At 67.3% G+C, this 13,295-nt stretch carries 13 protein-coding genes; 6 read left to right on the forward strand and 7 right to left on the reverse strand.

From position 1 onward, the window contains the following. Positions 1–353: 353 nt before the first annotated feature. Positions 354–1,616, forward strand: coding sequence for a muropeptide transporter (locus FS845_RS01730; protein WP_186332166.1), 1,263 nt, complete (start codon positions 354–356; stop codon positions 1,614–1,616). A gap of 146 nt (positions 1,617–1,762) precedes the next feature. After that, the gene (locus FS845_RS01735) at positions 1,763–2,842 is read left to right on the forward strand and encodes a porin (RefSeq protein WP_144630331.1); all 1,080 of its coding nucleotides are present in this window, start codon (positions 1,763–1,765) and stop codon (positions 2,840–2,842) included. A gap of 163 nt (positions 2,843–3,005) precedes the next feature. Here FS845_RS01735 and FS845_RS01740 read toward each other — a convergent pair whose 3' ends face one another. Further along, positions 3,006–4,424 carry an APC family permease gene (locus FS845_RS01740; RefSeq protein WP_144630333.1) on the reverse strand — a complete coding sequence of 473 codons (1,419 nt, stop codon included), beginning with the start codon at positions 4,422–4,424 and terminating at the stop codon, positions 3,006–3,008. Positions 4,425–4,700: 276 nt separating this feature from the next. On the opposite strand from FS845_RS01740, the gene FS845_RS01745 reads away from it, so the two are divergent. After that, a complete protein-coding gene (locus tag FS845_RS01745; protein ID WP_144630335.1) occupies positions 4,701–5,399 on the forward strand; it encodes a helix-turn-helix transcriptional regulator in 699 nt (232 codons plus the stop codon). Positions 5,400–5,469: 70 nt separating this feature from the next. Continuing rightward, positions 5,470–5,838: a VOC family protein gene (locus FS845_RS01750; protein WP_144630337.1), complete on the forward strand. Its 369-nt coding sequence runs from the start codon at positions 5,470–5,472 to the stop codon at positions 5,836–5,838. Between the two features lie 79 nt (positions 5,839–5,917). Here FS845_RS01750 and FS845_RS01755 read toward each other — a convergent pair whose 3' ends face one another. Beyond that, positions 5,918–6,706, reverse strand: a complete 789-nt coding sequence (locus FS845_RS01755; RefSeq protein WP_144630340.1) for an exodeoxyribonuclease III — start codon at positions 6,704–6,706, stop codon at positions 5,918–5,920. A gap of 267 nt (positions 6,707–6,973) precedes the next feature. On the opposite strand from FS845_RS01755, the gene pyrE reads away from it, so the two are divergent. After that, on the forward strand, positions 6,974–7,657 hold the full coding sequence (gene pyrE / locus FS845_RS01760; protein ID WP_144630342.1) for an orotate phosphoribosyltransferase: 684 nt from the start codon (positions 6,974–6,976) through the stop codon (positions 7,655–7,657). Between the two features lie 6 nt (positions 7,658–7,663). Here pyrE and FS845_RS01765 read toward each other — a convergent pair whose 3' ends face one another. The 5 genes from FS845_RS01765 to gatC all read right to left on the reverse strand — a co-directional run bounded on the left by FS845_RS01765 (position 7,664) and on the right by gatC (position 11,918). Next, positions 7,664–8,080: a PIN domain-containing protein gene (locus tag FS845_RS01765; protein WP_260986102.1), complete on the reverse strand. Its 417-nt coding sequence runs from the start codon at positions 8,078–8,080 to the stop codon at positions 7,664–7,666. Between the two features lie 20 nt (positions 8,081–8,100). Further along, positions 8,101–8,394, reverse strand: coding sequence for a hypothetical protein (locus FS845_RS01770; RefSeq protein WP_144630346.1), 294 nt, complete (start codon positions 8,392–8,394; stop codon positions 8,101–8,103). A gap of 222 nt (positions 8,395–8,616) precedes the next feature. Continuing rightward, the gene (gene gatB / locus FS845_RS01775) at positions 8,617–10,074 is read right to left on the reverse strand and encodes an Asp-tRNA(Asn)/Glu-tRNA(Gln) amidotransferase subunit GatB (RefSeq protein WP_144630348.1); all 1,458 of its coding nucleotides are present in this window, start codon (positions 10,072–10,074) and stop codon (positions 8,617–8,619) included. 2 nt (positions 10,075–10,076) lie between these two features. Further along, positions 10,077–11,606, reverse strand: a complete 1,530-nt coding sequence (gene gatA / locus FS845_RS01780; RefSeq protein ID WP_144630350.1) for an Asp-tRNA(Asn)/Glu-tRNA(Gln) amidotransferase subunit GatA — start codon at positions 11,604–11,606, stop codon at positions 10,077–10,079. 3 nt (positions 11,607–11,609) lie between these two features. Beyond that, a complete protein-coding gene (gene gatC / locus FS845_RS01785) occupies positions 11,610–11,918 on the reverse strand; it encodes an Asp-tRNA(Asn)/Glu-tRNA(Gln) amidotransferase subunit GatC (RefSeq protein ID WP_144630352.1) in 309 nt (102 codons plus the stop codon). 254 nt (positions 11,919–12,172) lie between these two features. On the opposite strand from gatC, the gene FS845_RS01790 reads away from it, so the two are divergent. After that, positions 12,173–13,216 (forward strand): rod shape-determining protein, encoded by a 1,044-nt coding sequence (locus tag FS845_RS01790; protein ID WP_066128310.1) that lies wholly within the window; start codon positions 12,173–12,175, stop codon positions 13,214–13,216. The last annotated feature ends 79 nt before the right edge of the window (positions 13,217–13,295 follow it).

The following is a 13,295-nucleotide window of genomic DNA, read 5'->3' on the forward strand; positions in this document are numbered from 1 at the left end:
GAAGGTGTGCTTGCGGCTGTCGCGGTTCTTCGCGTCAGCGGAGGATTTCGAGGCCAATTTTATTGGTGCTCCGGGAGGTCGCCTTGATGAGGCGGGGTCTTGAATCCAGCCGGATGACCGGCCGACCGACATATCTCCCCCAGCGCAGCAGCATGGCCGACGTGGCGTGGGTCGCGTTCAGGGCGTGCAGGCTGCGGACGTCGGCTCGTCGCGGTGCGTGCACCGCAATACCGTTTCTTCTTGTTCGACAATTAGGGATTCTACCAAATACGAATCCGGCGCTTCGCCTTTGGGTAATATGCCGGGGATCGGGCCGGCCTGGCGCCTGCCCCGGATATAGACGGAGATTGGCCATCGCAGACGCAGAAGCGCCCGCCGCGGGCAAGGTGTATCTCAGCCGCCGCGTGGCGCCATTGCTGGCGCTGGGCTTTGCAAGCGGATTGCCGCTGGCGCTGACCAGCGGAACGCTGCAGGCGTGGGCCACCGTCGAGAACATTTCGCTGCAGCAGATCGGCTTTCTCACCCTGGTGGGCAGCGCCTACACGCTGAAGTTCCTGTGGGCGCCGCTGATCGACCGCTATGCGCCGCCGTTCCTGGGCCGGCGCCGCGGCTGGATGCTGGTCACGCAGGTGCTGCTGGCGCTGTCCATCATGGGCATGGGCCTCATGTCGCCGTCCCAGGCGCTGCTGCCGCTGGCGCTGCTGGCGGTGTTCGTGGCCCTGCTGTCGGCCTCGCAGGACATTGCCTTCGATGCCTACTGTACCGACGTGCTGCGCAAGGAAGAGCGCGGGGCGGGGGCGGCGGTCAAGGTGCTGGGCTACCGCGTGGCCATGCTGGTGTCCGCCGGCCTGGCGCTGATCCTGGCCGACAGCTGGCTGGGCTGGGGCAACACGTATCTGCTGATGGGCGCGCTGATGCTGGCCTGCGTGCTGGCCACGTTCTGGGCGCCCGAGCCCGAGACGCCAGTGTCCGCGCCGCGCAGCCTGGGACAGGCGGTGGTCGAGCCCCTGCGCGACTTCTTCGGCCGGCGCGGCGCGCTGGGCATGCTGCTGCTGATCGTGCTGTACAAGCTGGGCGATGCCTTTGCCGGCGCGCTGTCCACGACCTTCCTGATCCGCGGCGCCGGCTTCTCGCCGACCGAGGTGGGCGAGGTCAACAAGGTCCTGGGCCTGGCCGCCACCATCGTCGGCGCGCTGGCGGGCGGCAGCCTGATGTCTCGCTGGGGCCTGTACCGCTCGCTGCTGGCCTTCGGACTGCTGCAGGCGGTGTCCAACCTGGGGTACTGGCTGATCGCGGTCAGCCCGCGCAACCTGTGGCTGATGGCCGGCGCCGTGGGTGTCGAGAACCTGTGCGGCGGCCTGGGCACGGCCGCGTTCGTGGGCCTGCTGATGGCGATGTGCCGCCAGCGCTTCTCCGCCACGCAGTTCGCGCTGCTGTCGGCCCTGTCGGCGGTCGGGCGCACCTACCTGGCCGGGCCGCTGACGCCGTGGCTGGTTCACCACCTCGGGTGGCCCGGATTTTTCCTCGTGACGGTGGCGATTGCGTTACCTGGTCTTGCACTGTTGCATTTACGCCGCAACGAAATCGCGTCTTTGGAGCGCGATGGCGTGAATTAATCCTCTATTCACGTTTCGCTGAGCCACATCCCGTAACGCGATGGTACTGTTAGCGCCTGCAAGACCTTTGCAGAGCACGTCCAATCCGGACGGCCCACCGAGAACATGGCGGACCCAACAGGTCCGGAAAAAGAGGAGAAAGACCCATGAAGCGTTTCGTATCGGCTCTGATGCTGGCTGGCGTGTGGGCCGGCACGGCCCACGCCGAAACCAGCGTGACCCTTTACGGCATTGCAGACATCAGCGTCCGTTACCTGAACCACGGTGACAGCGATGGCCACAGCCGTATCGGCATGAACAACGGCGCCATCTCCGGCAGCCGCTGGGGCCTGCGCGGCACCGAGGACCTCGGTGGCGGCAACTCGGCGTTCTTCCGCCTGGAAAACGGCTTCAACGTGCAGAACGGCCAGCGCTCCGACTCCAACCGCCTGTTCAGCCGTCAGGCCTACGTCGGGCTCGACGGCGGCGACATCGGCGCCATCTCGCTGGGTCGCCAGGACACCGCGCTGTTCACCCTGCTGGCCGACACGTTCGATCCCCTGACCGTCGGCAACTACGACCAGAACTCCTGGCTGCCCGTGGCCATGTCGCGCGCCCGCAGCGACAACTCGGTCCGTTACCGCAACAGCAAGCTGGGCGGCCTGGACGTCATCCTGCAGTATTCGTTCAATTCGGACACCTCCAGCGGCGACAGCTTCAGCGATCGCAAGCAGGGCCAGCAGTACGGCGGCACGCTGGCCTACACGGCCGGCCCGTTCCAGATCGGCGGCGGCTACCAGCTGTCGCGTTCGTCGGTCAATTCCGACCTCGACCAGCGCGTCTGGAACATCAACGCCACCTACAAGATCATCGAAGAGGTCAAGGTCTTCGCCGGCTACCTGAACGGCCGTGACGAAACCGGCTGGGTCAATGCCGTCATGGGCAACACCGACGGCGGCGCCGGCCTGCAGCGCAAGGACAGCGGCTATTTCCTGGGCGCCACCTACGCGCCGGGCGCGTGGGCGTTCACCGCCGCCGGCTACTACGACCGCAGCAAGAACGTGGTCGAAGAGGGCGACAAGGGCCGCCGCTGGGCCGTCGTGGGCGTGGCGGAATACGCCCTGTCCAAGCGCACCCAGCTGTACGGCACGCTCGACTTCAACAAGGTCAGCGACGCGCAGCGCAGCGAAATCCCCGGCGGCTCCACCCAGCTGGGCGGCGCCGTGGGCATGCGTCACATCTTCTGATCCCGCGCCCGGCCATCCGCCGGGCATCGGTAACGGAACGGGCGGCAGGCCGGCAACGGCATGCCGCCCGTTCTGCATGGGGCGCCGGCCCGGCGCGCGAATGCCATGGAAAAGGCGGCCCGCAGGCCGCCTTCGCACGTCGTGACGACACGGCAGCGATGGGTCAATCCTCCATCTTCGACGGATCCAGGTGCGCGTGCTGGTTGCGGTTCACCAACATGGTGATGCCCCACATCACCACGCCCAGCGCCAGCAGCCAGCCCGCCACCTGATACTGGATGACGTCGCGGCCGGTCACCGGCGTCACCAGGAAAATGCACGCGATCGCGCCCAGCAGCGGGAAGAAGGTATGGATGCGGAAGTGTTCGTGCTGCACCTTGTCGCGGCGCAGCACCAGCACCGCCACGTTGACGAAGGCGAACACGCCCAGCAGCAGCAGCGCCGTCGTGCCGCCCAGCGAACGGATGGCCTCGGAGTTCGAGTTCGACACCAGGATGATCAGGCCCAGGCTCAGCGCCGTGGTGAACAGGATGGCGGCCCACGGCGTGCGGGTGCGCTCGTGCACGCTGGCCAGGAACTTCGGCAGCACGCCCTGGCGCGACATGCCGTACAGCAGGCGGCTGGCCATCATCATGTTGATCAGCGCCGAGTTGGCCACCGCGAACATCGAGATGATCGGCATGATCGTGTCCATCGGCAGGCCGGGGGCGGCGCGCTGCACCACCAGCACCAGCGGCGTCTTGCTGGCCGCCAGCTCGCCCACCGGGATCAGCGCCACGGCGCAGATCGACACCAGCACGTAGATCACGGCGGTGATGCCCAGACCGGTCAGCATCACCTTGGGGAAGATCTTGTTGGGATTGTGCGTTTCCTCGGCCATGTTCACCGAGTCCTCGAAACCCACCATCGCGAAGAAGGCCAGGGCCGTGGCCGAGGTCACGGCCAGGAACACGCTCTTGTCCTCGGGCGTATCGAAGGCCACCACGCGCGAGAAGTCCGCCTGGCCGCCCGCGATGGCGTAGAAGCCCAGGCCGATCACCAGCAGCAGGCCGCTCAGTTCGATCAGCGTCAGCACCACGTTGGCCTTCACGCTTTCCGACACGCCGCGGAAGTTGACGATCATCACCAGCAGCATGAAACCCACCGCGCCCAGCGTGACCAGCCCGGCATCGGCCTTCATGCCCAGTGCCGCGAACAGGTTGGCCGCGAAGGCATTCGACGCCGTGGCGGCCGAGGTGAGCCCCGAGCACATCACGGCAAAGCAGATGATGAAGGTGAGGAAGTGCACGCCGAAGGCCTTGTGCACGTACAGCGCGGCGCCGGCCGCCCTGGGATACTTGGTGACGAGTTCGAGATACGAGAAAGCGGTCAGCAGCGCCACCGCGAACGCCACCAGGAAGGGCGCCCAGGCCGCGCCGCCCACTTCGGCGGCCACCTGGCCGGTCAGCGCATAGACCCCCGTACCGAGGATGTCGCCGATGATGAACAGCAGCAGCAGCTTGGGACCCATCACCCGCTTGAGCTGGGTGTCCTGGCCGGGCGGGGTGTCTTGACCTGCGGTAGTGGCTTCGGCGGTGGCCATCGCGCTTCTCCAGAATTTTTTTTGGGAACGCAGCCGGGGGCCGCGCCGGTATGTGTCCCGATAAATTCTACGCAGGGAAGACGGATGTAACCGTAATTGCGGTGAAACGAAATGTCTAAGTTGTCGGGGAACGTGAGGTTCGCGTCAGGTCGGCGAAAGGGATTCGGTGCGCTTCCACGGCCTCGATGGGAACGCCGAACTGCGCATGTCGGACGGCGTGGTGCCGTCCTTCCCGGAATGAGCCAGGTATCGGCATATTGGCGTAGCATGCCCGCCATGTCACGCTCCGCCCGCCTGTTCGATCTGCTGCAAGTGCTGCGCCGGCACCGGCTGCCGGTCAGCGGCCGCGTGCTGGCGGCGGAGGTCGGCGTCAGCCTGCGCACGCTGTACCGCGACATCGCCACCCTGCAGGCGCAGGGCGCGCACATCGAGGGCGAACCGGGCGTGGGGTACGTGCTGCGGCCCGGTTTCATGCTGCCGCCCCTGATGTTTACCGAGGACGAGATCGAGGCGCTGGTGCTGGGGTCGCTGTGGGTAGCCGAACGCACCGACCACCGGCTGCGCGATGCCGCGCGCAACGCATTGGCCCGCATCGCCGCGGTGCTGCCCGACGACCTGCGCGCCGGGCTGGATGCCTCGACCTTGCTGGTGGCGCCGCCCGCCGAGGCCATTCCGCCGGACGGCGTGGAGCTCGCCGTCATCCGCCAGGCCATCCGGGCCGAGGTCAAGCTGGAGATCGGCTACCGCGACGGCGGCGGCGCCGAGTCGCGCCGCCTGATCTGGCCGTTCGGGCTGGCCTTCTTCGACAGCGTGCGCATCGTGCTGGGCTGGTGCGAGCTGCGGCAGGACTACCGACATTTCCGCGTCGACCGGATCGCCAGCGCGGCGCCGCTGGACATGCGCTATCCGCGCCGCCGGCATGCCCTGATGAAGGAATGGAAGCTGCGCGAACGCCAGGCGCGCGCGGCCGATTGATGCTGCCATGAACTGGCAGCATGGGTGCCTATCATCCCGACGGTCATTCAACCCGCAGGGAGTATCCACCATGCAACACCCGAACCACATCATTCTCTACGTCGACAGCCCCGAGGCCAGCGGCCGCTTCTACGCCGGCCTGCTGGATGCCCAGCCGGTCGAGGCCAGCCCGGGCTTCGTGCTGTTCGTGCTGGCGTCCGGCCTGAAGCTGGGATTGTGGGCCCGGCACACGGTGGCGCCGCGCCCGGTGGCCTCGGCCGGCGGCGCCGAGCTGGGCTTTCCCGTGAAGTATGCCGACCAGGTGGACGCCGTGCACGCCGACTGGGTGGCGCGCGGCGTGAGCATCGCGCAATCGCCGGTCGATATGGATTTCGGACGCACGTTTCTGGCGCTGGATCCGGATGGGCATCGGATCAGGGTGTACGCGCCGGCGCCGTGAAAGGCGTTCCGTCACGGAGCGCGGCGCAGGCGGCGGGGCGTGGCCCGGGCTGCCGCCGCGCCCGCGGGCGGCATCATGGCTACAACGTCCAGTCGTAGTCCACGGTCAACGGCGCATGGTCGCTGAAACGCTCGTCCTTGTAGATGGCCGTGGCGCGGGCCGCGCGGGCAATGCCCGGCGTGCAGATCTGGTAGTCGATGCGCCACCCCACGTTCTTCGCCCAGGCCTGGCCGCGGTTGCTCCACCACGTGTATTGGTCCGCCCGGTCGTCGAGCTGGCGGAACACGTCCACGAAGCCGCGCTTGTCGAACACGTCGGTCAGCCAGGCGCGCTCCTCGGGCAGGAAGCCCGAGTTTTTCATGTTGCCCTTCCAGTTCTTCAGGTCGATCTCTTTGTGGGCGATGTTCCAGTCGCCGCAGATGACGAACTCGCGGCCGGTGCTGCGATGTTCTTCCATCATGCCGTCCAGCCAGGGGCCGAAGCGGTCCAGGAAACGGTATTTGGCCTGCTGGCGCTCGTCGCCGCTGGAGCCCGAGGGCAGGTAGGCGCTGATGACGGACAGCGTCTTCCAGTCGGCGCGGATGATGCGGCCTTCCGGATCGAATTCTTCGCAGTTCAGGCCGGTGGCGACTTTCTCGGCGGGCTGCTTCAGGTAGATGCCCACGCCGCTGTAGCCCTTCTTGGTGGCATGGCAGAAATGGCCGTTGTAGCCGGGCGGGTGGCGCAGGTCGTCGGTCAGGTCCTCGTGGGACACCTTGATTTCCTGCAGGCACAGCACGTCGGCGTCATGGGTGGCCATCCAGGGTTGCAGGCCCTTGCGGAAGGCCGAGCGGATGCCGTTGAGATTGATCGAGGTGATGCGCAGCACGGGAGACTCCTGTCATTCTGTGTCGCTTGCAGCCGCCTGGCAGGCGGCAAGCGGGCGGGGCTAACCCTCGACTTTAACCGAGCCGGTCTCCACCAGGCGACGTCCCGGGGCGCGCGTCCGTTCTGCGCATGCCGCGGGCGCATGCCGCGCGTCGCTGGCGCACGTTGCCATCCCAAGTCGCTGCCGCGTGCCGCCATTACCTCCGCCGTATCGTCGATAATGCCGGTATTCCACGAACCGCCCGCAAGCACTTTTTCGGATCCCCGCATGGCCGCTACCCCTTCCTCCGCCACTTCCGCCGATTTCGTCCGCTTCGCCCTGGACGAGGGCGTGCTGCGCTTCGGCAGCTTCAAGGTCAAGTCGGGCCGCATCAGCCCCTACTTCTTCAACGCCGGGCTGTTCAACGGCGGCCGGTCGGTGGGCAAGCTGGCGCAGTTCTACGCGCAGGCCCTGCTGGATTCCGGCATCGCCTTCGACATGCTGTTCGGCCCGGCCTACAAGGGCATCCCGCTGGCCACCGCCACCGCGGTGTCGCTGGCCGCGCATCCCGGCATGCACGGCCGTGACGTGCCCTTCGCGTTCAACCGCAAGGAAGCCAAGGACCACGGCGAGGGCGGCACCCTGGTCGGCGCGCCCCTGAAGGGCCGCGTCGTGATCATCGACGACGTCATCACCGCCGGCACCTCGGTGCGCGAGTCCGTCGAGATCATCCGCGCCGCCGGCGCCGAGCCCGCCGCCGTGCTGATCGCGCTGGACCGCATGGAGCGCGCCGGCGCCGACGATGCCCTGTCGCCGCACTCGGCCGTGCAGGACGTGGCCCGCACGTATGGCATGCCGGTGATCAGCATCGCGAACCTGAACGACATCCTGGGATTGCTGCAGCAAGATGCGCAGTTCGCCGAGAACCGCGACGCGGTGCTGGCATATCGGGCGAAGTACGGGGTGGTGTGAGACGGGTCAGGAAGCCGCCGGCTCGTTGAAATACAGCTCGACCCGGTCCGTGGTCCAGGTGGCCACGCCGGTTCCGAAGAAGTTGCGGTCTTCGGTCCAGACCGGGTAGTCCAACGCCAATGCGCAGGCCAGTACGGGCCAGTCATCAGGGTCTCTGTCACCAATCCGTGCCAGTGCGCGAGCGCCCGCCGGCGTATAGACGTCGCGATCGAGCACGCTGACAGGCGGCGTCAGCGTGTCAAGGTTTCCATCCATGCCCCGATGAATGACCGCCCGTTTCTTCACCAAGGCCGGCAGATGTTTTCTGGCTTCTTCGTACGCCGTGTTGGGCGTCAGGAACTCGGCCGATGGTTCATGCGCACTGATGATCCTGCGTACGCGACGACCGAGTGTCGCGCGGATCAGAATGTTGGCGTCCAGCACAATTCGACGTCCGCGCATGCTTACCCGCGGGGTTCATCGTTGGCGTGACCTTGCCTGCGTAGCGCTTCGAACTCGGCCACGACTTCTTCGATCTCCCGGTCGTCCAGCAAGTAGGCGAATGCCTGGTCTTCGTCACCCTGTTTCTGCTGCGCCTGGTCGGGCTGCTGTAGAACCGGAATGAAATAGCCGGCAGGTTTTCCGCATCGAGTGACGATGACGGGCGCGTCAGATTTCATGTACGAGCCTAACGCGGCGCAAAACTCATGCACGTCGATTTCGGGCGTAGCCATGATGGGGATGTCGATGAGACGCATGGTGGGGCAGTCGCTATACAAATGTATCGCCGGCAGGCGACACGCACAATCGGAAGGCTGACGAGCATCGTTGCACGGCAAACTCCTTCTCGATCATCGCGCGCGCAGGTATCCGACCAAAGAACCCCTGGCTCGACTTGTCCTGCCTGACGGTTGACGCGGAAAACAAACAGGCGACCCGTGGGTCGCCTGTTTGATGGGAGCTGGAACGGAGCCGTCCGCTCAGGCGTCCAGCTTCTGCTTCAGCAGATCGTTCACCTGCTGCGGGTTCGCCTTGCCCTTGGCCGCCTTCATGATCTGGCCGACCAGCGAGTTGAAGGCCTTCTGCTTGCCGGCGCGGTATTCGGCCACGATGGCGGGGTTGGCCGCCAGGACCTCGTCGATCATGGCGCCGATGGCGCCCGTGTCGCTGATCTGCTTCAGGCCGCGCGCATCGATGATGGCGTCGGGCTGGCCGCCGTTTTCGCCCGCCCACATGGCGGCGAAGACTTCGCGCGCGATCTTGTTCGAGATGGTGCCGTCCAGGATGCGGGCGAGCAGCGCGGCCAGCGCCGGCGCCTGCACCGGTGCGTCGGCCAGTTCCTTCTCTTCGCGGTTCAGCGTGGCGGCGACTTCGCCCATGACCCAGTTGGCGGCCACCTTGGCCTGGCCCGCGGGCAGGGCGCCCGCCACGGCCTCGAAGTAGGCGGCCATGTCGCGGCTGGCGGTCAGCTGCGCGGCGTCGTACGCGGACAGGCCGTAGTCGGCCTCGAAGCGCTGGCGCAGCGCGGCGGGCAGCTCGGGCATGGCGGCGCGCACTTCCTCGACCCACTCGCGCGAGATGACCAGCGGGGGCAGGTCGGGATCGGGGAAGTAGCGGTAGTCGTGCGCGTCTTCCTTGCTGCGCATGCTGCGCGTCTCGTCGCGGTCGGCGTCGTACAGGCGGGTTTCCTGCACCACCGTGCCGCCGTCCTCGATCAGTTCGATCTGGCGGCGCGCCTCGAACAGGATGGCGCGTTCCAGGAAGCGGAACGAGTTGACGTTCTTGATCTCGGTGCGCGTGCCGAATTCCTTCTGGCCGCGCGGACGCACCGACACGTTGGCGTCGCAGCGGAACGAGCCTTCCTGCATGTTGCCGTCGCAGATGCCCAGCCACACCACCAGGCCGTGCAGCGCGCGCGCATAGGCCACGGCCTCGGCGGCCGAGCGCATCTCGGGTTCGGTGACGATCTCCAGCAGCGGCGTGCCTGCGCGGTTCAGGTCGATGCCGCTGCCCGGCCGGCCATCGGCCAGCGAGTAGGCGTCATGCAGCGACTTGCCGGCGTCCTCTTCCAGGTGGGCGCGCGTCAGGTTGACGGTCTTTTCTTCCTCGCCCACGAAGAACGAGATCGAGCCGCCCAGCACCACGGGCAACTCGTACTGGCTGATCTGGTAGCCCTTGGGCAGGTCGGGGTAGAAGTAGTTCTTGCGCGCGAACACCGAGCGCGGGGCCACGGTGCCGCCCACGGCCAGGCCGAAGCGGATGGCGCGTTCGGCCGCGCCGCGGTTCATCACGGGCAGGCTGCCCGGCAGCGCCAGGTCGACCACGTTGGCCTGCGTGTTGGGCGCGGCGCCGAAGCGGGTGCTGCTGCCCGAGAAGATCTTGGAGTCGGTGGAAAGCTGGGTGTGCGTTTCCAGGCCGATGACGATTTCCCAATCCATCTTTAGGCGTCCTGCAAGGGCGATTGGTGATGCCAATCGGTGACTTGTTGATAGCGGTCGGCCACTGCCAGCAGCCGGCCCTCGTCGAAATAGTTGCCGACGATCTGCAGGCCGACGGGGCGTTTGCCCGCGCCGAAGCCGCACGGCACGGACATTGCCGGCAGGCCGGCCAGGCTGACGCCCAGCGTGTAGACGTCGGCCAGCCAGTCGGCGGTGGGATCATCGCGGTTGTCGCCGATGTTCTTGGCCACCGAGGGCGTGACCGGCCCCATGATGACGTCGCAGTGGTCCGCGAAGGCGCGCTGGAAGTCCTGCGCGATCATGCGGCGCAGGCGCTGCGCCTGCAGGTAGTAGGCGTCGTAGTAGCCGTGCGACAGCACGTAGGCGCCGATGAGGATGCGGCGCTTGACCTCGTCGCCGAATCCTTCGGCGCGCGAGCGGCTGATCATCTCTGCCAGGTCGTTGTATTGCGCGGCGCGATGGCCGTAGCGCACGCCGTCGTAGCGCGACAGGTTGCTGGAGGCCTCGGCCGGCGCGATGACGTAGTACGCCGGGATGGACAGTTCGGTGCGCGGAAGCGAGATGGACACGCGCTGCGCGCCCAGCGATTCGAACTGCACGAGCGCTGTTTCGATGGCGGCGGCCACGTCGGGCGTCAGGCCGGCGCCGAAGAACTCCTGCGGCACGCCGATGCGCAGGCCCTTCAGGGGCTGGCTGCCGGCGGCGTCGTAGCCTTGCTGCGCGGCGTCGAACGCGGCGCGCACGCGGCCCGGCTGGTTGGCCACGCCGTTGCAGGTTTCGACGCTGGTGGCGTCCATGGGGTCGAAGCCGCCCATGACGTCGAGCAGTTCGAGCAGGTCGCGGCTGGATTGCGCCAGCGGGCCGGCCTGGTCGAGGCTGGAGCCGAAGGCCACCATGCCGAAGCGCGACACGGTGCCGTAGGTGGGCTTGATGCCGCTGACGCCGCACAGCGCGGCGGGCTGGCGCACCGAGCCGCCGGTGTCGGTGCCGGTGGCTGCGGCCACCAGGCGCGCGGCCACGGCCACGGCCGAGCCGCCCGACGAGCCGCCGGGCACGGCGTTGGTGTCCCAGGGATTGCGCGCGGCGCCGAAGGCCGAGTTCTCGTTGCCCGAGCCCATGGCGAATTCGTCGCAGTTCAGCTTGCCCAGCGAGACCGCGCCGGCCTGGGCCAGGCGCTGCACGACGGTGGCGTCGAAGGGGCTGACGTAGTCGGCCAGCATCTTGCTGGCGGCGGTGGTGCGCCAGCCGCGCGTGACGAACACGTCCTTATGGGCGATGGGGATGCCGGCCAGCGGCCCGGCGTTGCCCGACGCCAGCGCGGCGTCGGCCGCGGCGGCCTCGGCCAGCGTGAGGTCGGGATCGATGTGCAGGAAGGCGTTCAGGCCGCTGGCGGCGTCGGCCGCGGCCAGCGCGCTGCCGGCCAGCTCGACCGCGCTGACGCGGCGCTGGGCCAGCGCGTCGCGCAGGCCGGCGATGCCGCCGAATTCGTTATGCATAGCGGAAGTCGACATGGCTTACTCGATGACCTTGGGAACCAGGAACAGGCCGGCCTGCGCGTCGGGCGCGTTGGCCAGCAGTTCGTCGCGACGCGCTTCGGACGAGGGTTCCGTGGCGACGTCGTCGCGCAGGCGCAGCACCACGTCTTCGTGGGCGGACAACGGGTGGGCCAGGGGCTCGACCCCTTGCGTATCGACCGACTGCAGGCGCTCGATCAGGTGCAGGATGCCGTTGAGTTCCTGCCGCGCGCGGCCGCGCTGCGCGTCGGTCAGTTCGATTCGGGCCAGCCGGGCGATGCGGGCCACGTCTTGTTCGTTGAGATCCATGGGGCGCGATGGGGGGAGAATGAGGGCGGGCGAGGGCGCCGGGCGGCCATCAGTATGTACAGGCCTGACCCGTTACAAAGCTTGAATAGCCCGCATTTTGACGCTATTTCCGGCGAAATTATAAGTTATGATTCACGGTTTAATCGCCGAGGTCATTGTACGTCCGGCAATCACGGCGACCGGGCCGGGCGCGCAGCCACACGCGAAGCCTGAGCACGCGACATGACCCTAATTTCTGAATCTCGCTGAGCTCTATGTTCGGATTCCTCCGCAGTTATTTCTCCAGCGACATGGCGATCGACCTCGGTACCGCCAACACGCTGATCTACGTCCGTGGCAAGGGCATCGTTCTGGACGAACCGTCCGTCGTCGCCATCCGCCACGAGGGCGGCCCCAACGGAAAGAAGATCATCCAGGCCGTCGGCAGGGAGGCCAAGCAGATGCTCGGCCGGGTGCCAGGCAACATCGAAGCCATCCGGCCGATGAAGGACGGCGTCATCGCCGACTTCACCGTGACCGAGCAGATGCTCAAGCAGTTCATCCGGATGGTCCATCCGCGCAACATGCTGGCGCCCAGCCCGCGCATCATCGTGTGCGTGCCGTGCGGCTCCACGCAGGTCGAGCGCCGCGCCATCCGCGAATCCGCGCTGGGCGCGGGCGCCTCGCACGTGTACCTCATCGAAGAGCCGATGGCCGCGGCCATCGGCGCCGGCCTGGCGGTTTCCGACGCTAGCGGCTCGATGGTGGTGGACATCGGCGGCGGCACGACCGAGGTTGCGGTCATCTCGCTGGGCGGCATGGTCTACAAGGGTTCGGTGCGCGTGGGCGGCGACAAGTTCGACGAGGCCATCGTCAACTACATCCGCCGCAACTACGGCATGCTGATCGGCGAGCCCACCGCCGAACTCATCAAGAAGGAAATCGGCTCCGCGTTCCCCGGTTCCGAAGTCCGCGAGATCGAGGTCAAGGGCCGCAACCTGGCCGAAGGCGTGCCGCGCAGCTTCACGGTCTCGTCCAACGAGATCCTCGAATCGCTGACCGACCCGCTGAACCAGATCGTGTCGGCCGTCAAGATCGCGCTGGAACAGACCCCGCCCGAGCTCGGCGCCGACATCACCGACAAGGGCATCGCCCTGACCGGCGGCGGCGCGCTGCTGCGCGACCTCGACCGCCTGCTGCAGGAAGAGACCGGCCTGCCGGTCGTGGTGGCCGACGATCCGCTCACCTGCGTGGTCCGTGGCTGCGGCGAGGCGCTGGAACACCTTGAAAAACTGGGCGCCATCTTCATCAACGACTGAGTCTGTTCCGCCGGCCGGCGCGCGGCTCGCCCGCGCTGGCGGGCGTGGCGGCTGCGGGCGCGACGGCCCGGGCTGAATC

Origin of the sequence: Bordetella genomosp. 13 (genome assembly GCF_007679965.1) — a bacterium.
Taxonomy (GTDB): domain Bacteria; phylum Pseudomonadota; class Gammaproteobacteria; order Burkholderiales; family Burkholderiaceae_B; genus Bordetella.

What these genes read in the sequence shown, in the direction of transcription:
- gatB (WP_144630348.1), bottom strand. Translation starts at nt 10,074, where the DNA reads ATGGATTGGGAAATCGTCATCGGCCTGGAAACGCACACCCAGCTTTCC.
- FS845_RS01740 (WP_144630333.1), bottom strand. Translation starts at nt 4,424, where the DNA reads ATGGCCACCGCCGAAGCCACTACCGCAGGTCAAGACACCCCGCCCGGC.
- FS845_RS01750 (WP_144630337.1), top strand. Translation starts at nt 5,470, where the DNA reads ATGCAACACCCGAACCACATCATTCTCTACGTCGACAGCCCCGAGGCC.
- FS845_RS01735 (WP_144630331.1), top strand. Translation starts at nt 1,763, where the DNA reads ATGAAGCGTTTCGTATCGGCTCTGATGCTGGCTGGCGTGTGGGCCGGC.
- FS845_RS01745 (WP_144630335.1), top strand. Translation starts at nt 4,701, where the DNA reads ATGTCACGCTCCGCCCGCCTGTTCGATCTGCTGCAAGTGCTGCGCCGG.
- FS845_RS01770 (WP_144630346.1), bottom strand. Translation starts at nt 8,394, where the DNA reads ATGCGTCTCATCGACATCCCCATCATGGCTACGCCCGAAATCGACGTG.
- pyrE (WP_144630342.1), top strand. Translation starts at nt 6,974, where the DNA reads ATGGCCGCTACCCCTTCCTCCGCCACTTCCGCCGATTTCGTCCGCTTC.
- gatC (WP_144630352.1), bottom strand. Translation starts at nt 11,918, where the DNA reads ATGGATCTCAACGAACAAGACGTGGCCCGCATCGCCCGGCTGGCCCGA.
- gatA (WP_144630350.1), bottom strand. Translation starts at nt 11,606, where the DNA reads ATGTCGACTTCCGCTATGCATAACGAATTCGGCGGCATCGCCGGCCTG.
- FS845_RS01790 (WP_066128310.1), top strand. Translation starts at nt 12,173, where the DNA reads ATGTTCGGATTCCTCCGCAGTTATTTCTCCAGCGACATGGCGATCGAC.